General features: G+C 57.7%; 21 protein-coding genes. 9 read left to right on the top strand and 12 right to left on the bottom strand.

Going from position 1 to position 23,479, the window contains the following annotated elements; genetic code table 11:
• Positions 1–48: 48 nt before the first annotated feature.
• Together aas and lplT are read left to right on the top strand one after the other, a co-directional pair.
• Complete coding sequence (gene aas, locus S7A_RS16525) at positions 49–2,199, top strand: bifunctional acyl-ACP--phospholipid O-acyltransferase/long-chain-fatty-acid--ACP ligase (protein ID WP_009092376.1); 2,151 nt, start codon at positions 49–51, stop codon at positions 2,197–2,199.
• Positions 2,196–3,386, top strand: coding sequence for a lysophospholipid transporter LplT (lplT, locus tag S7A_RS16520; protein WP_009092375.1), 1,191 nt, complete (start codon positions 2,196–2,198; stop codon positions 3,384–3,386). Before aas ends, lplT begins: the two co-directional genes overlap by 4 nt.
• Positions 3,387–3,439: 53 nt before the next feature.
• Here lplT and ridA read toward each other — a convergent pair whose 3' ends face one another.
• The 4 genes from ridA to argF all read right to left on the bottom strand — a co-directional run bounded on the left by ridA (position 3,440) and on the right by argF (position 6,602).
• On the bottom strand, positions 3,440–3,826 hold the full coding sequence (ridA, locus tag S7A_RS16515; RefSeq protein ID WP_009092373.1) for a 2-iminobutanoate/2-iminopropanoate deaminase: 387 nt from the start codon (positions 3,824–3,826) through the stop codon (positions 3,440–3,442).
• 72 nt (positions 3,827–3,898) lie between these two features.
• A complete protein-coding gene (gene pyrI, locus S7A_RS16510) occupies positions 3,899–4,363 on the bottom strand; it encodes an aspartate carbamoyltransferase regulatory subunit (protein ID WP_009092371.1) in 465 nt (154 codons plus the stop codon).
• A gap of 12 nt (positions 4,364–4,375) precedes the next feature.
• Positions 4,376–5,311 carry an aspartate carbamoyltransferase gene (gene pyrB, locus S7A_RS16505; protein ID WP_009092369.1) on the bottom strand — a complete coding sequence of 312 codons (936 nt, stop codon included), beginning with the start codon at positions 5,309–5,311 and terminating at the stop codon, positions 4,376–4,378.
• Between the two features lie 283 nt (positions 5,312–5,594).
• Entirely contained in the window at positions 5,595–6,602 is a 1,008-nt protein-coding gene (gene argF / locus S7A_RS16500) for an ornithine carbamoyltransferase (protein WP_009092366.1), read from the bottom strand.
• Between the two features lie 162 nt (positions 6,603–6,764).
• On the opposite strand from argF, the gene rraB reads away from it, so the two are divergent.
• From rraB to S7A_RS16480, 4 genes are all read left to right on the top strand, one after another.
• Entirely contained in the window at positions 6,765–7,181 is a 417-nt protein-coding gene (gene rraB / locus S7A_RS16495) for a ribonuclease E inhibitor RraB (protein ID WP_009092365.1), read from the top strand.
• Between the two features lie 56 nt (positions 7,182–7,237).
• Positions 7,238–7,999: a tRNA-(ms[2]io[6]A)-hydroxylase gene (locus S7A_RS16490; protein WP_009092364.1), complete on the top strand. Its 762-nt coding sequence runs from the start codon at positions 7,238–7,240 to the stop codon at positions 7,997–7,999.
• Positions 8,000–8,360: 361 nt separating this feature from the next.
• Complete coding sequence (locus S7A_RS16485; RefSeq protein WP_009092363.1) at positions 8,361–9,680, top strand: hypothetical protein; 1,320 nt, start codon at positions 8,361–8,363, stop codon at positions 9,678–9,680.
• A 13-nt stretch (positions 9,681–9,693) separates the two neighbouring features.
• Positions 9,694–10,482 (top strand): histidine phosphatase family protein, encoded by a 789-nt coding sequence (locus S7A_RS16480; RefSeq protein WP_009092362.1) that lies wholly within the window; start codon positions 9,694–9,696, stop codon positions 10,480–10,482.
• Here S7A_RS16480 and S7A_RS16475 read toward each other — a convergent pair.
• Positions 10,477–10,977 carry a GNAT family N-acetyltransferase gene (locus S7A_RS16475; RefSeq protein ID WP_009092361.1) on the bottom strand — a complete coding sequence of 167 codons (501 nt, stop codon included), beginning with the start codon at positions 10,975–10,977 and terminating at the stop codon, positions 10,477–10,479. The genes S7A_RS16480 and S7A_RS16475 overlap by 6 nt on opposite strands.
• A gap of 590 nt (positions 10,978–11,567) precedes the next feature.
• Here S7A_RS16475 and S7A_RS16470 point away from each other — a divergent pair.
• Positions 11,568–11,807 (top strand): hypothetical protein, encoded by a 240-nt coding sequence (locus tag S7A_RS16470; RefSeq protein ID WP_009092360.1) that lies wholly within the window; start codon positions 11,568–11,570, stop codon positions 11,805–11,807.
• 269 nt (positions 11,808–12,076) lie between these two features.
• Here S7A_RS16470 and S7A_RS16465 read toward each other — a convergent pair whose 3' ends face one another.
• From S7A_RS16465 to pepA, 3 genes are all read right to left on the bottom strand, one after another.
• On the bottom strand, positions 12,077–14,932 hold the full coding sequence (locus tag S7A_RS16465; RefSeq protein ID WP_009092359.1) for a valine--tRNA ligase: 2,856 nt from the start codon (positions 14,930–14,932) through the stop codon (positions 12,077–12,079).
• A gap of 5 nt (positions 14,933–14,937) precedes the next feature.
• Complete coding sequence (locus S7A_RS16460; RefSeq protein ID WP_009092358.1) at positions 14,938–15,396, bottom strand: DNA polymerase III subunit chi; 459 nt, start codon at positions 15,394–15,396, stop codon at positions 14,938–14,940.
• Between the two features lie 65 nt (positions 15,397–15,461).
• A complete protein-coding gene (gene pepA / locus S7A_RS16455; RefSeq protein WP_009092357.1) occupies positions 15,462–16,973 on the bottom strand; it encodes a leucyl aminopeptidase in 1,512 nt (503 codons plus the stop codon).
• A 268-nt stretch (positions 16,974–17,241) separates the two neighbouring features.
• Between pepA and lptF the strand changes: the two genes are divergently transcribed.
• Positions 17,242–18,342 (top strand): LPS export ABC transporter permease LptF, encoded by a 1,101-nt coding sequence (lptF, locus tag S7A_RS16450; protein ID WP_009092355.1) that lies wholly within the window; start codon positions 17,242–17,244, stop codon positions 18,340–18,342.
• Complete coding sequence (gene lptG / locus S7A_RS16445) at positions 18,342–19,418, top strand: LPS export ABC transporter permease LptG (protein ID WP_009092354.1); 1,077 nt, start codon at positions 18,342–18,344, stop codon at positions 19,416–19,418. Before lptF ends, lptG begins: the two co-directional genes overlap by 1 nt.
• 95 nt (positions 19,419–19,513) lie before the next feature.
• Here lptG and S7A_RS16440 read toward each other — a convergent pair whose 3' ends face one another.
• The 4 genes from S7A_RS16440 to S7A_RS16425 are packed head-to-tail and all read right to left on the bottom strand — an operon-like array spanning position 19,514 to position 23,478.
• The gene (locus S7A_RS16440) at positions 19,514–20,626 is read right to left on the bottom strand and encodes a M20 family metallopeptidase (RefSeq protein WP_009092352.1); all 1,113 of its coding nucleotides are present in this window, start codon (positions 20,624–20,626) and stop codon (positions 19,514–19,516) included.
• Positions 20,626–21,381, bottom strand: coding sequence for a glutamine amidotransferase (locus S7A_RS16435; RefSeq protein ID WP_009092351.1), 756 nt, complete (start codon positions 21,379–21,381; stop codon positions 20,626–20,628). Before S7A_RS16435 ends, S7A_RS16440 begins: the two co-directional genes overlap by 1 nt.
• Before the next feature lie 12 nt (positions 21,382–21,393).
• Positions 21,394–22,473: a phosphotriesterase gene (locus S7A_RS16430; RefSeq protein WP_009092350.1), complete on the bottom strand. Its 1,080-nt coding sequence runs from the start codon at positions 22,471–22,473 to the stop codon at positions 21,394–21,396.
• Positions 22,474–22,476: 3 nt separating this feature from the next.
• Positions 22,477–23,478, bottom strand: a complete 1,002-nt coding sequence (locus S7A_RS16425) for an ABC transporter permease (RefSeq protein ID WP_009092349.1) — start codon at positions 23,476–23,478, stop codon at positions 22,477–22,479.
• Position 23,479: the final 1 nt, after the last annotated feature.

Here is a 23,479-nt window from a genome sequence, read left to right as displayed (position 1 = left end):
AATCCTGCATCGTGAGGGCCTATTTTTCCCCGATGCTAAGGAGCCGGCATGGTTTTCACACTCTTGCGCCTCATCTTCCGCCTGTTATGGCGGGTCGAACTGCGTGGCGACGTCGCCGAACTGCATAAACAGAAGGTATTGATCACGCCGAACCATATGTCGTTTCTCGACGGCATATTGCTGGCGCTATTTTTGCCGGTCAGACCGGTCTTCGCCATCTACTCGACCATCGGCGAAAGCTGGTTTATGCGCCTGGTCAGGCCGTTTATCGACTTTGTGCCGCTGGACCCGACCCGGCCGATGGCGCTGAAGCAGCTGGTGCGGCTGATCGACAGTGGCCGTCCGGTGGTGATCTTCCCGGAAGGGCGGATTACCGTCACCGGCTCGCTGATGAAGATCTACAGCGGGGCGGGCTTTGTCGCGGCCCGCTCGGGTGCGAACGTGGTGCCGATGCGGATTGAAGGCGCAGAGTTCACGCCGTTTGGTCGCCTGGCGGGGGTGTTTAAACGCCGCCTGTTCCCGCGCATCACCCTCTCTGTGCTGCCCGCCACGCGCATTCCGATGCCGGAGGCGAAACGGGCGCGCGACCGGCGTATGCTGGCCGGGGAGCATCTGCACCATATCATGATGGAAGCGCGCATGGCGGTGCGTCCGCGTGAAACCCTGTTTGAGGCGCTGCTCTCCGCCCGGACCCGCTACGGCGCGTTTAAGCGCTGCATCGAAGATGTCAGTTTCAAACCTGACAGCTACAACGGACTGCTGAAAAAGTCGCTGGGCGTGGGCCGGATTCTGGAACGCTACAGTCAGCCGCGTGAAGTGGTGGGGCTGCTGCTGCCGAATACCACCGTGACGGCCGCAGCGATTTTCGGTGCCTCACTGCGTGGTCGCGTTCCGGCGATGCTTAACTACACCGCAGGCGTGAACGGCATGCGGGCGGCGCTGACCGCCGCGCAGATTAAAACGGTCTTCACCTCACGGCAGTTCCTGGAGAAAGGCAACCTGTGGCATCTGCCGCAGGGGCTCGGTGAGGTGCAGTGGATCTATCTGGAAGATCTGAAAGAGACGGTGACCGCGAAAGATAAACTCTGGATCGTCGCGCACCTGCTGATGCCGCGCCGCGCCCAACTGCCGCAGCAGCCGGAAGATGCCGCGATGGTGCTGTTTACCTCCGGCTCGGAGGGCAATCCCAAAGGGGTGGTGCATTCGCATAAAAGCCTGCTGGCGAATGTCGAACAGATCCGCACCGTGGCGGACTTCACGCCGCGCGATCGCTTTATGTCGGCGCTGCCGCTGTTTCATGCCTTTGGCCTGACCGTCGGCCTGTTTACGCCGCTGATGACCGGTGCGCAGGTCTTTCTCTACCCCAGCCCGCTGCACTATCGCATCGTGCCGGAGCTGGTCTATGACCGCAACTGCACCGTGCTGTTTGGCACCTCCACCTTCCTGGGCAACTATGCGCGCTTTGCCGCGCCGTACGATTTTGCCCGCCTGCGCTATGTGGTGGCGGGGGCCGAGAAGCTGCAGGAGAACACCCGCCAGCTCTATATGGAGAAGTACGGTATCCGCATCCTTGAAGGCTATGGCGTCACCGAGTGTGCGCCGGTGGTTGCCATCAACGTGCCGATGGCGACGAAGGCGCACACCGTCGGACGGATTCTGCCGGGCATGGATTCACGGCTGATGTCGGTGCCGGGCATCGAGAACGGCGGACGGCTGCAGCTGCGCGGGCCAAACGTGATGAAGGGCTATCTGCGCGTCGAAAACCCTGGCGTGCTGGAAGCGCCGGTCGCCGACGATGGTGAAGGCAATATGGAGGCGGGCTGGTATGACACCGGCGATATCGTCAGCTTTGATGAAGGCGGTTTCTGCCAGATTCAGGGCCGTGCCAAACGCTTTGCCAAGATTGCCGGTGAGATGGTGTCGCTGGAGATCGTTGAGCAGATCGCCCTGAAGGCGTCGCCGGACAAACAGCACGCCGCCTCACTGCGTCCCGATGGGCAGCGCGGTGAAGCGCTGGTGCTCTTCACCACCGACGCTGAACTGGCGCGCGACACGCTGCAGAAAGCGGCCCGCGAGCTGGGCGCGCCGGATCTGGCGCTGCCGCGCGACATCCGGGTGGTGAAACAGCTGCCGCAGCTCGGCAGCGGCAAACCTGACTATGTGACGCTGAAAAAGATGGCGGAAGAGGAGCAGACATGAGCCCTGATCGCACTGCACCGCTGATGTCACGCGGCATGATTGCCGTGATTGTCGCCCAGTTCTTTTCCGCCTTCGGCGATAACGCGCTGCTGTTTGCCACGCTGGCGCTGCTGAAAAGCCAGTTCTATCCCGACTGGAGCCAGCCGATCCTGCAGATGCTCTTTGTCGCGGCCTACATTCTGCTGGCGCCTTTTGTCGGTCAGGTGGCGGACAGCATGGCAAAAGGGCGGGTGATGATGCTCGCCAACAGCCTGAAGCTGCTGGGGGCGCTGACCATCTGCTTCGGCTTCAATCCGTTCATCGGCTATACCCTGGTCGGCGCGGGGGCGGCCGCCTATTCTCCGGCCAAATATGGCATCCTGGGTGAGATTACCCACGGCGAGAAGCTGGTCAAAGCCAACGGGCTGATGGAGGGCTCGACCATCGCCGCCATTCTGCTCGGCTCGGTGGCGGGCGGAATGCTGGCGGACTGGCATCTGCTGGCGGCGCTGGGGATCTGTGCGCTCACCTACGGCATTGCGGTCGCCGCGAACCTCTTTATCCCGAAACTGCAGGCGGCGCGGCCAGGCCAGAGCTGGCGGCCGGGCGTCATGGTGCGCCGCTTTTTCGATGCCGTTGGGCTGCTGTGGCGCGACGCAGAGACGCGCTTCTCGCTGCTCGGCACCAGCCTCTTCTGGGGCGCTGGCGTGACATTGCGTTTCCTGCTGGTGCTGTGGGTGCCGGTGGCGCTGGGCATCAGCGACAACACCACCCCCACCACCCTGAATGCGATGGTGGCAATCGGGATTGTGCTGGGAGCGGCGGCGGCGGCGAAGCTGGTGACGCTGGAGACGGTGCGCCGCTGCATGCCCGCGGGCGTTCTGATTGGCGTGATGGTCGTCGTCTTCTCGCTGCAGCATTCGCTGGTCAGCGCCTATCTCCTGCTGATGCTGATTGGCGCGCTGGGCGGTTTCTTTGTGGTGCCGCTGAACGCGCTGCTGCAGGCGCGGGGCAAAGAGAGCGTCGGTTCCGGCAACGCGATTGCGGTGCAGAATCTCGGTGAGAACAGCGCGATGCTGGTGATGCTGGGGCTCTATACGCTGGCGATAAAGGCGGGTGCGCCTGCTGTCGCAACGGGCGTCGGGTTTGGCGTACTGTTTGCGCTGGCGATAGCCGTACTGTGGCTGTGGCGACCGGCTAAGCGTTAAGCGCGTCACCGCCTCTCTCCGGCCTGCGCGGCGGAGAGAGGCGGACGGACGAATCAGCGACGGACCGCGATCGCTTCGATTTCAATCTTCACATCTTTTGGCAGACGCGCCACTTCGACACAGGAACGCGCCGGGAAGTGTGCGTCATGCTCGGTGAAAAACGCCTCATAGGTGGCGTTGACCGTGGCAAAATCATTCAGGTCCTTCACGAACACCGTGGTCTTCACGATATCGCCCACTTTCAGGCCCGCCGCTTCCACAATCGCCTTCACATTCTCCAGCGACTGACGCGCCTGTGCGGCAATCTCATCCGCCACCTGGCCAGTCACCGGATCGACCGGGATCTGACCTGAGGTGATGATCATGCTGCCCAGATCAACACCCTGAACATAGGGACCGATCGCGGCAGGGGCTTTCTCAGTACTGATTTCACGGGACATCATGGCTCCTTTAATTATGTCGTCAGGCGGCGGTGCCGCCGGTGTTGCCCATTATAAGGTCGGGCAGGGCGATTACCAGTGACCCAGCACCACGTGGCGGGCGAACTCTTTTTCGCAATATTTGCATTTGAGATGCACATCGTCGGCGCGCTGCTTCACGGCAAAACTGGAGAAGACCGGCTCGCTGCGGCTGATGCAGTTGCTGTTGGGACAGGTCAGCACCCGCTCGATGCGATCCGGCAGCGTCGGGGCGATCTTGGCCACCACCTCATAGTCGTCGATGCGGTTAACCGTGGCATCGGGCGCATAGACCGCCAGCTGATTGATCTGATCGTCGGTGAGAAAGGTGTTTTCAATCTTGATCAGATCTTTGCGGCCCATCTCGCCCGACGGCAGATTCAGGCCGATGGTGATGCGCTGGTCGGTTTCGGTCAGCCGGAACAGAGAGAGCAGCTTAAAGCCGATCTGTGCCGGAATGTGGTCGATGACCGTGCCGCGTTTGATCGCTTCGACCTGCAATTTGTTGTCCTGCGTCATGATGAGATCTCCTTACAGGGCGAGTTCGCTGTTTAAAACCAGTGCCAGCAGAGCCTGGCGTGCATAGATGCCGTTACCCGCCTGCTGGAAATACCAGGCGTAAGGGGTGCTGTCGACATCGGTGGTGATTTCGTCGATGCGCGGCAGCGGGTGCAGCACTTTCATATTGTCACGCGCCGTGGCGAGATCGGCGGCGCGGAGGATGAACTGCGCTTTGACGTTGGCATATTCAGACGGATCGAGCCGCTCTTTCTGCACCCGCGTCATGTAAAGAATATCGAGCTGCGGCATGACCTCTTCAAAGCTGTCGTGACGTGACCAGGGGATACTCTTCTCGTCCAGCATGTCGGTGATATAGGCGGGCATCGCCAGCGCATCGGGCGCGATAAAGAAGAAGCGGTTGCCATCAAACTTCGCCAGCGCCTGGGTCAGGGAGTGCACGGTGCGGCCATATTTCAGATCCCCCACCATCGCCACGTTCAGGTTATTCAGGCGGCTCTGGGTCTCCTGGATGGTGAAGAGATCGAGCAGGGTCTGGGTCGGATGCTGATTGGCCCCGTCACCGGCGTTCAGAATCGGAATGCCGCCGGAAAACTCCGTCGCCAGCCGCGCCGCGCCCTCCTGCGGATGACGCATCACAATCGCATCCACATAGGTGCCGATGACGGAAATGGTGTCGGCCAGGGTTTCGCCTTTTTTGCCCAGTGACGTGTTGCTGCCGTCGGCAAAGCCCACCGCTGACGCCCCCAGACGGTGAATCGCGGTTTCAAACGACAGGCGGGTGCGGGTCGAGGCCTCAAAGAAGCAGCTGGCAATCACCTTGTGCTTCAGCAGTTCCGGCTGCGGATGGGCTTTAAGCTGAGCGGCGGTGTGCAGCGCCAGCTCCAGCTCTTCACGACTGAGGTCGTTAATTGAAATGATGTGCTTGCGGTATAGCGGGTTAGCCATAACTCTCTCCTCTGCGCGGCCGGATTGCGGACAAAAAAAGCCCCTGCTTAAGGGGCTTTTTTATGATCGGGTCGATGACCGAAAGAAACAGCAGCACCGCCTGCGGTCAGGCGTGATGGCGCGTCAAATTGTCCGCTGTGCTGTCGCATATTTCCTCCGGCAAATTGGGGCGCATTATACCCGTTCGCGGTGGCGCAGCAAGGGAAAACGTTTGCGCTGCGTAGAGGGCCGGGGCGGCAGGCGGGCGACAACCTGTGGCGTCAGCCCGCCTGCCGCCGGACGATCAGCGCTGGCCCAGCGTGGCCACCATCACTGCTTTGATGGTGTGCATCCGGTTCTCGGCCTGGTCGAAGACAATGCTGTGCGCCGACTCAAACACCTCGTTGCTCACCTCCATGCCGTTAGGCAGATCGTACTGTTCCGCCATCTGCTGACCCAGCGTGGTCTGATCGTCATGGAAAGCGGGCAGGCAGTGCAGGAATTTCACCTGCGGGTTGCCGGTCAGATCGAGCATCGCCCGGTTAACCTGATAGTCACGCAGCAGGGCAATACGCTCTGCCCAGACCTCTTTGGCTTCGCCCATCGACACCCAGACATCGGTGTAGATGAAGTCTGCGCCTTTGACGCCGTCGGATATGTTGTCGGTGAGGGTGATGGTACCGCCGGTCTGACGGGCGACCTCACGGCACTCAGCCACCAGTTGCGCCTCGGGCCAGCAGCTTTCCGGGGCCACCAGGCGCAGATCCAGTCCGGTCAGCGCCGCCGCTTCCAGCATGGTGTTACCCATGTTGTTGCGTGCGTCACCGACATAGACCAGCGTCATGTCGCTGAGTTTTTTGCCCGGCAGGTGCTCCTGCATGGTCAGCAGGTCGGCCAGCAGCTGGGTCGGGTGAAATTCGTCTGTCAGGCCGTTCCAGACCGGCACACCGGCATGTTCCGCCAGCGTTTCAACCAGCGCCTGACCGTAACCGCGATACTGGATGCCATCGTACATCCGGCCCAGCACCCGCGCCGTGTCGCGCATCGACTCTTTATGGCCGATCTGGCTGCCACTCGGGCCGAGATAAGTGACGTTAGCACCCTGATCGTAAGCGGCAACTTCGAAAGAGCATCGGGTACGGGTCGAGTCTTTTTCGAAGATGAGCGCGATGTTTTTGCCTTTCAGGTACTGCACTTCGCTGGCGCTTTTTTTCGCCTGCTTTAATTCAGCGGAAAGGGTAAGCAGGTGATCCATTTCGGCGGGGGTAAAATCCAGAAGCCTGAGGAAATGGCGCTGATACAGCTGACTCATACAACACTCCGGTAATCATTAAAGTGAATTAAAATTCAATCTAACCGTATGAATATGCATTTTCAAGAGCGGGTGCCAATAAACTTGTCGTTTTGTGTAGTGGCGCGACAGGCAGTGTGGGAAAATAGCGGTTTATTGCCGAACTCAGAGAGGAACATCGTTATGGCATATGAAGCATTGCTGGAAGAGCAGCGTGAAGAGACGCGGCAGATTATCGAAGAACTGCTGGAGGATGGCAGCGATCCCGATGCGCTCTATACCATCGAGCACCATCTCTCATGCAATAATTTTGATTCGCTGGAAAAAGCGGCCGTTGACGCCTTTAAGCTGGGTTATGAAGTGACCGAGCCGGAAGAGCTGGAGCTGGAAGATGGCACGACCGTCATGTGCGTTGATATCCTCAGCGAATCGGCGCTGAAAGCGGAACTGATCGATGTGCAGGTTGAGCAGCTGGTTAACCTGGTCGGTAAATACAACGTCGATTATGACGGCTGGGGCACCTATTTCGAAGATCCCGATGCCGAAGAGGAAGATGACGACGCTATCGACGATGAAGATGATGATGGTGTTCGCCACTAAGTCGCCCGGGCGGAGCCCTCTCCGCCTCTTACCTTCTCCTGTTCTGTTCTGACATCATGAATTACGCACCGCTACTCGAACCGATCTGTCAGTTTCTGCACTGCCGCACGCCGCAAGCCTGGATTGATGAGGCGCGCAAGCCGGAAAACCTGACCCTGCTGCTGACCGACCATCTGGTGTGCGAACTGAAAGCCGCGCAGACCGCGGTATGGTTAATCCGTAAGTATGTGGCCGACAAGCCGAGCGGCGAGGCGATTCTCGCCTGGCTGAAACCCTATGAAGACTTCATCTTCCGCGAAGATGGCGACAGCGACTTTATCAATGCCCATAAAAATCTGACCAAACGCATCATCGTGCGCAATGCGCTGCCCTGGGCCGATGAGCTGGTGGAAAAGATGGTGCTGCTGATTAAAGAGGAGCTGCATCACTTCTATCAGGTGTGGGAGATTATGCAGTCACGCGGACTGGTCTATCAGAAGATCACCTCCAGCCGCTATGCAAAATCTCTGCTGCGTGAGGTGATCACCCATGAGCCGGAAACGCTGGTGGATAAGCTGATTTGCGGCGCTTACATTGAGGCGCGATCCTGCGAACGTTTTGCCAGTCTGGCTCCCTGGCTGGATGATGAGCTGGCGAAGTTCTATCTGTCGCTTCTCCGCTCCGAGGCGCGCCACTATCAGGATTACCTGACGCTGGCTGCGCAGATCGCGGCAAAAGATATCGCGCCACGGGTGCAGGCGATTGGCCGGGTCGAGGCGAAGCTGATTAGCGAGCCGGACACGGAGCTGCGTTTTCACAGCGGCGTACCCGCCTGGTGAATCCCTGAGGGCACCCTGATCGGGGTGTCTCTTTTTCTGATTGGGTGATCGCGTTTATATTTCCTGCGTGGCGCTGTTTTAAATAACGCGCTGTGTAACGCTTTATTTTAAATCACGCTGGCAGACAAAGATATTTTGTGCCACCTATCACATAACGGCTTTTTTACGCTGACTTTCCGCCCTTAAATAAATATAGTCCCGGAGTCAGTGCGGGATTGTTATTTTTTTAAGCAAAACCCGACTCGCTGCCCTTTTTAACAGAGGGCAGTGGGTCGGGTTTTTTTATGGGTTAACGGCACCAGGTCACCCTTATTGTCATGGGGTGACGGATTTTTAATATCGCCAGGTGAAGGACTTCATAATGAAAGGAAAACGTTATTCTCTGTTATTTGTTTCGCTATTTTTGACCCTTTGCTGGGGAAATGTTAATGCGTCTGGCATTCAGACCTCCTCCGGATTATGGCGTGACGCTGCGCTCGATCTCAGACTGCGCAACCACTGGAAGTATCTCAAGGAGAACGAAGCGCAGCCCACAGCGGTTCACAACGCCTGGGGCCAGGCCGCGACGTTCGATTTTCGTTCCGGTTATCAGTGGGACCTGCTCGGGTTTGATGCGACCTATACCCGCGCCGTACGCCTGGGCGCCAGCGACTACTTCTCCACGCGCGGTCTGCTCTATGACAGCGGCGGGAACATGGAAAAGCGGGATGCGCACGGCTTCAGCAAGTTCAGTCAGCGCTATCTTAAGCTGAAGCTTGGCAACCGCGCGCTGCGGTTCGAGGGGAAGGCGGGCTGGCAGGAACTGAAAAATATCGGTGTGCTGACGACCACGGATCGCCTGTCGCGCAACAGCTATGCCGGCTACAGCGGTGCAGTGACGTGGCAGAATGCCCGGCTGGATCTTGCCATGGTTAACAAAGCCATACGGCACGACTCGGGTAAAACGCTGGCGCTGCAAACCCAGGCCCGGCAAAAAATCGACGCCATTTACACCGCGGCGCTGAGCTACAAAGATAGCGGTCACGCGCTGGCCTATGCGTTTGGTGAGGCCGAACGCTATCAGCGCCGTCATGTCATTGAGGCAGGCTATTCCCTCTCGCCACACTGGTCACTGGCTTCGCAGATCTATGGCAGCCAGGCGCTGGAAAAGTATAAAAGTATGCCCGCCAGCAAAAGAACCTTTGATCACCAGGCATGGCACTATGTCGGGGAGGCCATCTGGAAGCAGGGCGCCTGGACGCAGAGGCTGGCTGCTGGCTGGACCTCCGCCCCTAAAAAGCAGGCGGTGGGATATTATGCCCGACCCCTGACTAAAAATACCCGGGGACGTTTCACTTCACTGACCTCCGCGGGCAAAGATTATATGCGTGACAGAGAGCTGGCGCTGGTCTCTCTGAGTCAGTATGAAATTGCAAAAGGGATCAGCAGTGGAATACAGCTTAATTATGGTCAGTTCCATTATCGTAATAATCTTGTACGAACTGGCGAGGTTTCATTAATTAATCAGTTCAGTAATCAGCATCCCTCCTTTAAACATCTGACGCTGTTTACGCTGACCGGTTATGGCTGGTCATATAAAAACAGTAAAGAGACTCCGCGCCTGAATAGTCAGGGAAAAGTTCAGCGCTCCCGCAGTTTATCCGCCGAAGTGGTCATTCAATATAAATTCAATCTTTTTTAACCCGGAGAGTAAAATGAAAACGAAACTGAAAACCCTGATGTTAATTGCCCTCATCTCCGTCAGCACTGCCGGCTCCGCCTGGGCCGCGGATGTGATGCTCTATGTGACCCGGCATGGCAAGACCATGTTTAACACGGTGCATCGCGCCCAGGGATGGGCCGATACGCCGCTGACCGCTTCCGGCGCCGCGGTTGCAGAGCAACTGGGACGGGGTTTACAGCCGTTGCCCTTCGTCGCGGCCTGGTCCAGCGATTCGGGTCGGGCGAGGGAAACCGCGCAGCTGGTGATGAAGAACTGGAAAAATCCGCCTGTACTGAAAGAGATGAAAGGGCTGCGCGAGGTGGGATTTGGCCTTTATGAAGGCGATCTGGATAAAAATCTGATTACCGCTGCCGCTCTTCAGGCGGGTTATCCCTCCGACACGGCGCTGCTGGAGGCATTCAGCGCCGGTAAAATTCAGATGGACAGGATGATCGATGCGATTCATGAGGCGGAAGCCGCAGGCACGCCATCGCTGCCAGGGATTAAATCCTCCGGCCAGGCCGAAACCTATCAGCAGGTAGCTAAGCGTATGATGGAGAGTATCAAGACCATCGCGAAGCAGGCGCAGCAGCAGGGCGGAGGCAATGTGCTGGTGGTCAGTCACGGTATGGCTATCACCACGCTGCTGCAGGCGCTGGGCGATACTTCGTTACGCGAGCAGCTTAAGAATGCCAGCGTGACGCTGCTGCGCTACACCGATAACGGGCAGTTCAAAATCGAGTCCATCAACGATATGCGTTACGTGGAGCGCGGCTTATAAGGTCTTCAGCATGCGCACTTCGCAATCCACATGGCCGGTGCAGCCCATCGCGCCCTCGATGTGCGCAAAGCCCAGCGACTCATAGAGTCTGATGGCGCGGGTCAGGCTGGCGGTGGTTTCAAGGTAGCAGCGACGGAAGCCGTGGCTGCGTGCATGATCCATCGCCCGCAGTGCCAGCTCGCGCGCCAGGCCCTGGCCGCGCACCACGGGCAGGAAGTACATTTTCTGCAGTTCGCAGATGTCTGGCGCACTGCAGGCGAGAGGCGCCATGCCTCCGCCGCCCACCACCTTGCCCTGATACTCAACAATCCAGTAGGCGCTCTGATCGGCACTGTAGAGCTCAAACAGCTGGTCGAGCTGGGGATCGGAGACGGTATAGCCCTTGTCAGCCGTCAGGCCAAATTCCGCCGAAACAACGCGGATGACATGAGCGATATGCGGATTATCGGCGGCAGTAATCGGCCGCACCTGGAGGTGTTGAGAGTCAGGAATCATGTTGGGGTTGGGTTATGCGAATCGGTTAGACATTTACCAGAAGTAACATTATCGTCATCTAAAAGCAATATTACTGATAATCCTCAGACGCTTTTAATGCCATTTACATTTCTGATTACGATGCAGGAATTCTTTTTACTTTTAATGATTACCCGCCTTATGAATAAAAGTGCTTTCTTCTCGCATTTCTGAAAATAAGGCTGTCTTTGTATTGAGAACTGTCTTTATTCGTTGATGCAAATCAACGCTATCTGGCTTTGCTTCGGTAAGTTAAACGCTTCAAAAAGCGATAAAAATAATATTCTGAAAAAAAGGAAGCTGTGAAATGAAATGGCCATTTGTTGTGGCAATTGCTCTATTCTCTTTGATGTGCTCGTCAGCGGAGATTAAATCCTCAGAGAAAATTTTAGCAGACAAAGTCCTGACGGCATCGGGCAGTAACAATAGCACTCAACTTTCTGAAAAAGATTATGAACAGATAACGGCCTATCTTTCAGAAGGACGCGCTTACTGGATAGGACTCTACCCGGTTTCTTACTCGTTCGCCTTTCTTAGGGCAAACCTCTTTTCAGGAAGGTTTAAACATCGCTATGGCCTATGCCCTGCCTGCAAACCCTGCAAAGGTATTGATGTTTCTCACTGAAGAAAATGTTAATGCCATTTGTGGTGTGCCATTTATTGAGCCAGCGCGGGATGAAGTATTGCTTTATGTTGCGAAAAGCACGGCTGCGCTCAGTAAATTAAACTCCGGAGGGTACTGGAAAGAGAGATGTATGACGGTTTTAAATGCGGCTGTCACGCATCTGAATAATACGATGCAGCCTGAATAAAACCGATAGCGGCGGGTTATTGACAGATTGACCCCGATCTTTTTCTTTCATATTTAACTAACACGTAACGCCTTTTGCCGATATCAATACTCTGAATTTACTGATCTGAATATTGCTGCCATGACGTTAATTCGCAAACAGGCAGTGCAGATGGCGCAGGGAAACTGGCGCTATATTTTAGCCTGAATCGGGATAACCCTATTTCTGGCTCATTCACCCATAAAAAACCCCGCACTCTTGCGCGGGGTTTTTTCAGAGCAAACTGTTAATCAGAGTGCCGCAATGACCGCCTGCTGTTCAATCAGTTTTGCTTTTGATTGTTGCAGATCTGCCACGCGCTCGCGCTCTTTCGCCACCACGGCTTCCGGCGCGCGTGAAACAAAGCCTTCGTTCGCCAGCTTGGTCTCGATCTTCTCGATTTCCACATCCAGCTTAACCAGCTCTTTCGCCAGACGCTCCAGCTCAGCGGTTTTGTCGACCAGATCCGCCATCGGGATCAGCAGCTCTGCGCCTTCCACAATTTTAGTGACCGAGACCGGACCTTTCTCGCCTGCCGGCAGAATGGTCAGGCTTTCCAGACGCGCCAGGCGTGACAGGAAATTACGGTTCTCTTCAACGCGGCGCTGGGCAGCCAGTGAACAGTCACGCAGCAGCACATCCAGCGGCTTGCTCGGCGGAATGTTCATCTCCGCACGGATATTACGCACGGCAACGATCGCCTGCTTCATCCACTCGATATCGGCTTTCGCTTCCGCATCTTCCTTCGCGGCATCAAACTGCGGGAACGGCTGCAGCATGATGGTGTCATCGCTGATGTTTTTCAGGCCTTTCACGCGCTGCCAGATGGTTTCCGTGATAAACGGAATGATCGGGTGCGCCAGGCGCAGCAGCGCTTCCAGTACGTGAACCAGCGTGTGACGGGTGCCACGCAGCTCCGCTTCACTGCCACTGTTCATGACCGGCTTGGTCAGCTCCAGATACCAGTCACAGAACTGGTTCCAGGTGAAGTCATACAGGATGTTCGCCGCGATATCGAAGCGATAGGTATCCAGCGCTTCACGGTAGGCTTTCACCGTGTGATTGAACTCGGTCAGGATCCAGCGATCCGCCAGCGACAGCGTCATCTCGCCGCCATTCTGTCCGCAATCCTGCTCTTCGGTGTTCATCAGCACAAAGCGGCTGGCGTTCCAGAGCTTGTTACAGAAGTTGCGATACCCTTCCAGGCGCTTCATGTCCCAGTTGATGTCGCGACCGGTTGAGGCCAGTGCCGCCAGCGTAAAGCGCAGCGCATCGGTGCCTGATGGCTCGATGCCGTTCGGGAACTGCTTCTCGGTACGTTTGCGGATCTTCTCGGCCAGCTGCGGCTGCATCATGTTGCCGGTACGTTTTTCCAGCAGCGCTTCCAGCGAGATGCCATCAACCATATCCAGCGGGTCAATCACGTTGCCCTTGGATTTTGACATCTTCTGACCCTCTTCATCACGGATCAGACCGGTCATGTAGACGGTTTTAAACGGCACCTGCGGTTTGCCATTTTCATCTTTGATGAAGTGCATGGTCAGCATGATCATGCGGGCAATCCAGAAGAAGATAATGTCGAAGCCGCTGACCAGCACGCTGGTCGGATGGAAGGTGCGCAGCGCTTCAGTGTTCTCCGGCCAGCCCAGGGTAGAGAAGGTCCACAGGCCTGAGGAGAACCAGGTGTCCAGCACGTCATCATCCTGACGCAGCGCCACATCGGCGGCCAGGTTGTTTTCCGCGCGCACTTCGTCTTCGGTGCGGCCGACGTAGACGTTGCCGTCGTTGTCATACCACGCCGGAATGCGGTGACCCCACCACAGCTGACGGGAAATACACCAGTCCTGAATATCGCGCATCCAGGAGAAGTACATGTTTTCGTACTGCTTCGGCACGAACTGGATATCACCGTTCTCAACGGCTTCAACCGCCACTTTCGCCAGCGGGGCGGTACGCACATACCACTGGTCGGTCAGCATCGGTTCAATCACCACGCCGCCACGGTCACCGTAAGGAACGGTCAGGTCGTGGGGTTTGATCTCATCCAGCAGGCCCAGTTCATCCACCGCGGCGACAATTGCTTTACGCGCGGCAAAGCGTTCCATGCCCTGGAAGGCGGCCGGGATGTCGTCGGAGCAGACATCACTGGCTTCGCCGTTGGTGTCATACACCTGAGCGCGGTCGCGGATATCGCCGTCAAAGGTCAGGATGTTGATCATCGGTAAGCGATGACGGCGGCCGACTTCGTAGTCGTTGAAGTCATGAGCCGGGGTGATTTTGACGCAGCCGGTGCCTTTTTCCATGTCCGCGTGTTCGTCGCCGACGATCGGGATCAGGCGGCCAACCAGCGGCAGCATCACGAATTTGCCGATCAGATCTTTATAGCGCGGATCTTCCGGGTTCACGGCCACGCCGGTGTCGCCCAGCAGGGTTTCCGGACGGGTGGTGGCGACGACCAGATAATCTTTGCCGTCAGCGGTTTTAGCGCCATCCGCCAGCGGATAACGGATATGCCACATCGAGCCTTTGCTCTCGCGATTTTCCACTTCCAGATCGGAGATCGCGGTGCGCAGTTTCGGGTCCCAGTTCACCAGGCGTTTGCCACGGTAGATCAGGTTCTCTTTGTAGAGGCGAACAAATACCTCTTTAACGGCGTTGGAGAGGCCCTCGTCCATCGTGAAGCGCTCGCGCTCCCAGTCAACAGAGTTACCGAGGCGACGCATCTGGCGGGTAATGGTGCCGCCGGATTCCGCTTTCCACTCCCAGATTTTTTCGATGAACGCATCGCGGCCATAATCCTGGCGCGTTTTGCCCTCTTCAGCCGCAATCTTGCGCTCAACCACCATCTGCGTGGCGATGCCCGCGTGGTCCGTGCCCGCCTGCCACAGGGTGTTTTTGCCCTGCATGCGCTGGTAACGGATCATGGTGTCCATGATGGTTTGCTGGAAGGCGTGACCCATGTGCAAGCTACCGGTGACGTTCGGCGGCGGGATCATGATGCAAAAGCTTTCCTGGCTGGTGTCGCCATTGGGTTTGAAGTAGCCCTGCTTTTCCCAGTGCTCGTAAAGCGGCTGCTCGATATCTTGCGGGTTATATGTCTTTTCCATTTCTGCTATGTCGTTTGCGGCTGTGGTGGCGCTGCCGTATTCAATTGGAAACCCACGCTGCGATACGCTTTGTAGCGGTCGCGCGCGAGTTGTTTGAGAGCGTCTTCGTAAGGAACGAAGTCTATCACTTCATGGAAAGCAGTAGCAAAATCTGCGAAGTGGGGCAGCAGGCTAATCAGCAGGTCGCGCGGTGAACTACCGCGACGCTGTGGCCAGGCCAGCTCAACCGGCGCACCGTAGCGCGGGCCTTCACCCGCCAGGTTGTGCGGCACGAAGGCATTGGCCGGTCGTTGCCACAGCGCTTCGTCGAGACGAATGGCTTGCTGTTCATCTTCGCAGGCAATCAGCACCCGCTTTCCGGCCCGCCAGCGTGTTTCCGCCAGATTGCACACCAGCGCTTCAACAGCGCTCAGGCCATCCTGGGTGGCATCGGTTTCCAGCACGTAGAAGGTTGCGTTTTTCATCGGTTTGCTCATCAGAAGATCAAGGGCGGAATCAGATCCGCCCTTGCTGTCAGAAAAGAGGGCGCTTAATCGTCGCCGTTCAATCCTGCCCGATTCAACAGAAACTGTGACAGCATCGGCACCGGACGACCGGTGGCGCCTTTGGCCTTGCCGGAGCGCCAGGCGGTTCCGGCGATATCCAGGTGCGCCCAGTTATATTTGCGGGCGAAACGCGCCAGGAAGCAGGCGGCGGTGATCGCGCCGCCCGGACGACCGCCAATGTTGCCCATATCGGCAAAGTTGGACTCCAGCTGCTCCTGGAACTCATCCGCCATCGGCAGACGCCAGGCGCGATCGCCGGACTGCTCGGACGCGCTGATCAGCTCATGCGCCAGCGGATTGTGGTTCGATAGCAGGCCGCTGATGTGATGGCCCAGCGCAATCACGCAGGCACCGGTCAGCGTCGCGACGTCGATCACCACTTCCGGGTCGAAACGCTCGACGTAAGTCAGTGCATCACAGAGTACCAGACGGCCTTCAGCGTCGGTGTTCAGCACTTCGACCGTCTGGCCTGACATGGTGGTCAGCACGTCACCCGGACGCATCGAACGGCCATCCGGCATGTTTTCACAGCCCGCCAGCACGCCGACCACGTTCAGCGGCAGGTTCAGCTCGGCCACCATACGCATGACGCCATAGACCGCGGCGGCGCCGCACATGTCATACTTCATCTCATCCATGCTGTCGGCAGGCTTGATGGAGATGCCGCCGGAGTCAAAGGTCAGCCCTTTACCCACCAGCACAATCGGGCGCGCTTCAGCGTCCGGATTGCCTTTGTATTCAATGACCGACATCAGCGACTCATTCTGCGATCCGGCACCGACGGCGAGATAGGCGTTCATGCCCAGCTCTTTCATCTGCTGTTCGCCGATCACGCGGGTGGTCACATTTTTGCTGAAGGCATCGGCCAGCTGGCGCGCCTGTGACGCCAGATAGGCGGCGTTACAGATGTTAGGCGGCATGTTGCCAAGATCTTTCGCCGCTTTCATACCGGCGGCAACCGCCAGCCCGTGCTGGATCGCCCGCTCGCCGCTGGTCAGCTCGCGACGGGTCGGCACGTTGAACACCAGCTTGCGCAGCGGGCGACGTGGCTCGGCTTTGTTGCTCTTCAGCTGATCAAAGTTGTAGAGCGCCTCTTTTGAGGTTTCCACCGCCTGACGCACTTTCCAGTAGGTATTACGGCCTTTGACATGCAGCTCGGTCAGGAAGCAGACCGCTTCCATGGAGCCGGTGTCGTTCAGCGTATTAATGGTTTTCTGAATGACCTGCTTGTACTGGCGTTCGTCCAGTTCACGCTCTTTCCCGCAGCCAATCAGCAGAATACGCTCAGACAGGATATTTGGCACATGATGCAGCAGCAGTGTCTGGCCCACTTTTCCTTCCAGCTCGCCGCGGCGCAGCAGGGCACTGATGTAACCGTCACTGATTTTATCCAGCTGTTCGGCAATCGGTGACAGACGACGCGGTTCGAAAACGCCAACGACAATGCAGGCACTGCGTTGTTTTTCCGGGCTTCCGCTTTTTACACTGAACTCCATGCACTCTCCTGAATCTTAAAGACAACGGCCGCTGCTGCCGCTAGAATGTAGCGCGCTCATGACCCATTTATTCATTGTCGCAGCATGACATTCTGCCGCTGGAGGTCATAATGAATCAGGGTGACAAGATGTTGTTTTTTCACCACCCGGACGCGTTTTTCATACAATTTTAGCTACGACGACGGCCATTGATGAAGAAAAATGGCTGATAAGCGTTGAAACTAGCGATTTTCCTGCAAAAAGACAAGTTTTCACAGGCGTACTAAGCGTGATCATCATTAGATATCTGGTTCGGGAAACGCTCAAAAGCCAGCTGGCTATCCTGTTTATCCTGCTACTCATCTTCTTTTGCCAGAAGTTAGTCAGGATCCTGGGAGCCGCGGTGGATGGCGAAGTGCCGACAAACCTGGTTCTGACACTGTTAGGACTCGGCGTGCCTGAAATGGCACAACTTATACTGCCCTTAAGTCTGTTTCTGGCGATCCTGATGACGCTGGGACGGCTTTACACGGAAAGTGAAATTACCGTGATGCACGCCTGCGGCCTGAGTAAGGCCGTGCTGGTTAAAGCGGCGATGGTATTGATGCTGTTTACCTCGCTGGTGGCGGCGGTGAACGTTATCTGGCTCGGCCCCTGGTCATCCCGCTATCAGGATGAGGTAACGCAGAATGCCAAAGCGAACCCGGGAGCCGCGGCGATGGCCGCTGGCCAGTTCCAGACCTCCAGCGACGGCAGCGCCGTGCTGTTTGTCGAGGATGTAAAGGGCAACCAGTTTGGCAACGTTTTCCTGGCGCAGCTGCGGCCTAAAGGCAATGCGCGTCCGTCTGTGGTGCTGGCCGACAGCGGCCACATGGAGCAGCGTAAAGATGGTTCGCAGGTGGTAACGCTGGATAAGGGCACCCGCTTTGAGGGCACGGCCCTGCTGCGTGACTTCCGCATTACCGACTTCACCAACTATCAGGCGATTGTGGGCTATAAGGCGGCGACGCTCGATCCGAATGATGCAGAGCAGTCGAGCTTTACCGGCCTGTTCAGCAACAACACGCCTGAGTTTAAGGCCGAGCTGCACTGGCGTCTGACGCTGGTGTTCGCAGTGCTGGTGATGGCGCTGATGGTGGTGCCGCTCAGCGTGGTGAACCCCCGTCAGGGACGCGTGCTGTCGATGCTGCCCGCGATGCTGCTCTATCTGATCTTCTTCCTGCTGCAGAGCTCGCTGAAGTCGAGCGGAGCAAAAGGCCGCCTCGATCCGGGTGTGTGGATGTGGGTGGTGAATATCGGCTATCTGCTGCTGGCGATAGTGCTTAACCTGTGGGATACGGTGCCGATGCGTCGGGTTCGCGCCCGCTTTACACGCGGAGGGTCAGTCTGATGTTTCGCGTTCTTGACCGTTATATCGGTAAAACGATTTTCAATACGATAATGCTGACGCTGTTCATGCTGGTGTCGCTTTCCGGCATCATCAAGTTCGTCGATCAGCTGCGTAAGACCGGGCAGGGGAGCTACAGCGCGCTGAGCGCCGGCTATTACACCCTGCTGAGCGTGCCCAAAGATATTGAGATTTTCTTCCCGATGGCGGCCCTGCTGGGTGCTCTGCTGGGACTGGGCGCGCTGGCGCAGCGCAGTGAGCTGGTGGTGATGCAGGCGGCGGGCTTTACCCGCATGCAGGTGGCGCTGTCGGTGATGAAAACGGCGATTCCGCTGGTGCTGCTGACCATGGCGATCGGGGAATTTGTGGCGCCGTCAGGCGAGCAGATGGCGCGTAACTACCGGGCGCAGCAGCTTTACGGCGGCGCACTGGTGTCGACGCAGAATGGTCTGTGGGCAAAGGATGGCAACAACTTCATCTTTATTGAGCGCATTAAAGGCGACAATGAGATTGACGGTGTCAGCATCTATAACTTTACCGATCAGCGCCGTTTACAGAGCGTGCGTTATGCGGCGACGGCGACCTGGGATAAAGACAAAAAGCGCTGGATACTGTCGCAGGTCGATGAGTCTAACCTGACCGATCCGAAGCAGATTACCGGCTCACAGAGTCTGAGCGGCGAGTGGAAAACCAATCTGACGCCCGACAAGCTGGGCGTGGTGGCGCTCGACCCGGATGCGTTATCGATTCGCGGTCTGTATAACTACAGTAAGTATCTGAAGCAGAGCGGCCAGGAGTCAGGACGTTACCGGCTGAATATGTGGAGCAAGATTTTCCAGCCGCTGTCGGTGGCGGTGATGATGCTGATGGCGCTGTCGTTTATTTTCGGTCCGCTGCGCAGCGTGTCGATGGGGGTACGGGTCGTGACCGGTATCAGCTTCGGCTTTCTGTTCTACGTGCTGGATCAGATTTTCGGCCCGCTGAGTCTGGTTTACGGACTGCCGCCGGTGCTGGGGGCGATCCTGCCAAGCTTCGCGTTCTTTGCGATCAGTATGTTTATGCTGATTAAGCGGCGCTAAGCACCGTGAATGAAAAAAGGCCGCCTCTCAGGGCGGCCTTTTTTATGGCTGGCGCCGTGCGCCCCTTTATTCGCCCGGCCGTCTGAGGCACCCCTCTATGATTTCATCCAGTCGTTAATCAACGCACCATACAACAGCTCCGCTTCCGCTAACCGGCTCAGCAGGCAATATTCATCGGTCTGGTGAGCCATGGATGGCTCGCCGGGACCAAGGATAATGCAGGGCGGCGTACCCAGTGCGGGCAACAACAGTGACGCATCAGTAAAATAGGGCACAATGCGCGGCGTCAGCGGAGCGTCATGTAACGCCTGACAATGCTGATAGACAGAATGAATCCAGGCCTGATTCTCTTCGCTCAGTACGGCCGGCAGATCCACCAGCGTCGTCACCGTTACGCTCTCTCCCAGTAAGGTTGTCAGTTGCTGTCGAATGGTGGCGTGCTGCAGATTGGGTGCGCTGCGGATATCCACATCAAATTGGGTGCGATCGGGCACAGAGTTAATGTTCAGGCCGCCTGAAATGCGTCCGACGTTAACGGTCGGCTGCTTCATCAGCGGATGTGGCGCGCCAGGCGAGAAGTGCTGGATCCTGCCCAGAGCCTCCGCCGCCAGATAAATGGCATTAATGCCCAGTTCCGGCATCGCGCCATGGGCCGTTTTCCCGCGCGTTTCACAGCGTAGCCAGAGTGCGCCTTTGTGGCCGATAACCGGATAGTTGGCGGTGGGCTCGCCGACAATCAATGCGCCGACATCGGGCAGGTCAGCGGCAGCAATCAGCGCCCGCGCGCCGTCACAGCCCGTCTCCTCCCCGCCGGTGATCATCAGCACGACGCCGGAACCCTGCTGAATCGCCTGCTGATGCGTCACGCAGGCCACAGCAAAAGCCGCGACAGCCGCCTTCATGTCACTCGAACCGCGACCGTAAAGCCGGTCATCCACGATTTCACCAAACGGATCGAACTGCCAGTCAGCATTGCCGAGCGGGACCGTATCCAGATGGCCGGTAAACGCCAGCTGCGGGCCGGGCTGACGGCCAGGAAGGCGGGCAATCAGGTTAAGGCGATTTTCACCGAAGGGGGACAGGGTGACCTCAAAGCCCCGTTCCGCCAGCCACTCTGCCAGAAAGTGCATGCAGGCCGCTTCGTTGCCCGGAGGATTAATGGTGTCAAAGCGCAACAGCTGCTGCGCCAGCGTCTGGCTCTGGCTCATCATCCGCGCACCGTTAACCAGTCCAGGCAGTTGATCCACAGCTGGCGGTAACCCGGCCACTGAGCAAACTCCTGCGGCAGCCAGTGCGCAGACATATCGCTGGTCCAGACCAGTGAGCGACCCTGCTGATACTCGCGCACCGCCAGCAGCGGATGTGACGTGCCGGCGATAGTCGCCAGCAGCTTTCCTTCCGGGTGCATCTCCACTTCGTTATAGCCCAGTAGCCATGGCCAGTCGTCTGGCATACTGGCGAACAGCGCGTGAGATTCGATCATGCAGGGATAAACGCCTTCGGGCGTTTCGATGCGGTCATCCCAGGCCAGGCAGCGCACCGGCAGGACTTTCTCGACCGCCGTGTTGCGATAGCGCGCGCCGCCATTGATACCCTGAAAACTGAAGTAACCGCCAATCATCATCAGCGCGCCGCCCGCCGCCACATAGTCGTGGATCAGCGTCAGGCGATTTGCCGTGCGCTGGCTCTTCAGCCAGGTATCCGGGTGCAGCAGCAACGTATTGGCGCCGATGTCGGACAGAATGATCGCATCCCACTGCTGAAGCCCGTCCGGGGTTAAAGGAAATTCGGTGGCGGCAGCATGGGCGGGCATGTAGGTGATGGCATAATCGCTGTCGGCCAGCGCCGCCATAAAGTCGGTCGCGCCATTATGCCAGGTGGCGGTGGCAAACTGATCGAAGCCTTTGACGTGAACAGACGTGCTGGTCCAGGACTCGCCGACCAGTAAAATTTTCTTCTGCATTCAGGTTCTCCCTTACCCACCAAAAACGCGCTGTGGGTTAGCAATCAGTAAGGTTTCAAGTTGTTCGCCGCTGACGCCGTGGCGTTTCAGGCGCGGGACAAAATGTTTAAGGATGTAGCCATAGCCGTGACCGCCGTAGCGGGTCAGCATGGTTTTCAGGAACACGTCCTGCGACAGCAAAATCTGTTCGATGAAGCCGTCATCGATCAGCTCGCGAATGGCGCGGGCATTCTCCTCATCGGACGGTGACTGCGCGGTCTCATCGGCGTAGTAATAGCTCATGCCGATCATGTCATATTCCAGAAAGGCGCCGCGCTGTGCCAGATCGCGCTGGTAGCGCTTATCGGCAAAGCTGGGGTTCATGTGGCACAGCACCACATGACGCAGGTCAGCGCCTTCTTCTTCCAGGATATCCAGCACCCGATGACCTAAGCGCTCCCAGCCGGGCAGATGCACCTCAACCGGAACACGTGTCGCGGCACTGGCGCGGCCCGCCGCCCGCAGGGATTTCTCCTCGTCAGGGGTAAAGCGGCTGGACACACCGATTTCGCCGATCAGGCCAGCCAGCACCTCGGGTTTCTCCTCTCTGCCGCCCAGGTCGTAAATCAGCCTGTCAGCGAGCGCGTCAATGCTGATCGTTTTGACCCAGTCGGGATGTGAGGGCTCCAGATACAGCCCGGTGCTCATGATGATGTTCAGCCCGGTCAGGCGCGCGATGCGCTGCAGCGCTTTCGGGTCACGGCCAATGCCGATATTGGTGGGATCCACCACCGTCTCGCCGCCCAGTGCCCGGAACTTCATCAGCTCTTCAATCGCCAGATCCACATCAAACAGCTGACAGTTATCGCGGCTGATCAGCGGATTAAGCGACAGCTCGCCCAGGTTTTCGATGCTGACCGGCATTTCCGCCAGGTGACGCTCGCCACAGCAGCAGGGCGGAACCCACTTGCCGGAGGCATCCAGCAGAATGTGCTCGTGCATCAGCGTCACGCCCATCTCACTCACCGGCAGCGGGCCAAGGACGGTCATCACATAGCCGCTGTTGCTGCCCAGCGGCAGCGGATCGGGATGACGAAAAATAGAGTGTTTCATCAGCTATCCTTTCGCCGCCGATCGCGTCGGGTTGAGAATGCGGGTGTTGAGCCAGATGGCCAGCAGAATAATCGTACCGGTGGCGATCTGCGTGTAAAACGGGGAGATATGCGACAGAATCAGGCCGTTCTGGATGATGGCAATCGACAGTGCGCCGAGCAGCGTGCCGATAACGGTTCCGAAGCCGCCAAACAGACTGGTACTGCCCAGCACCACCGCCGCGATCACCTGCAACTCGAAGCCTTCGCCCTGGTTGGAGGAGCCGCTGCCCAGACGCGCGGTGATGATCATGCCCGCCAGCGCCGCCGCCATACCGCTGAGGATGTAGACCTTCATGCTTATGGCTTTGGTGTTAATGCCGCTCCGGCGCGCGCCTTCCGCATTCGCGCCAATCGCCGTGACATAGCGACCAAAACGCATATGATTCAGCGCGATATGGCCGACGATCAGCGCCACGATGCCAATCAGCGCGGGCATCGGCACGCCCAGTACCCAGGCGCGGCCCATTAAAGCGAACGGGCTGTCGGCAGGGATGGGAATGGAGTAGCCCTGGGTAATCAGCAGCGCCACGCCGCGCACCACCGCCAGCGTCGCCAGCGTGACGATAAAGGCCGGAATGCCTTCGTAAGCGATAAAGAAGCCGTTAATGGCCCCCACCAGGGCGCCCAGCAGCAAGCCGCCCAGCAACACCACCGGCCAGGGCAGGCCCCAGTTATTCAGCGCGATAGCGGAGAGGGCGCCGACCAGCGCCAGCGTCGATCCTACGGAAAGATCGATCCCGCCTGTGGTGATCACCAGCGTCATCGCCGTGGCGACAATCAGCAGCGGCGCGCTCTGGCGAATGATATTCAGCCAGTTAGCACTGCTGAGGAAGTTGCCGGTGATCAGGGAAAAGACCACGCAGCAGAACACGAAAAACAGCGCGATGCTCACCACGCCAGAGTGGTTGTGCAGCAGACGACGCGGCAGCGAGTGCTGTGCCATACGGGAACTGCTCAGATTCATA

Source organism: Pantoea sp. Sc1 (assembly GCF_000255315.1).
Taxonomy (GTDB): domain Bacteria; phylum Pseudomonadota; class Gammaproteobacteria; order Enterobacterales; family Enterobacteriaceae; genus Pantoea; species Pantoea anthophila.
This window is presented reverse-complemented; position numbering and strand designations above follow the sequence as displayed.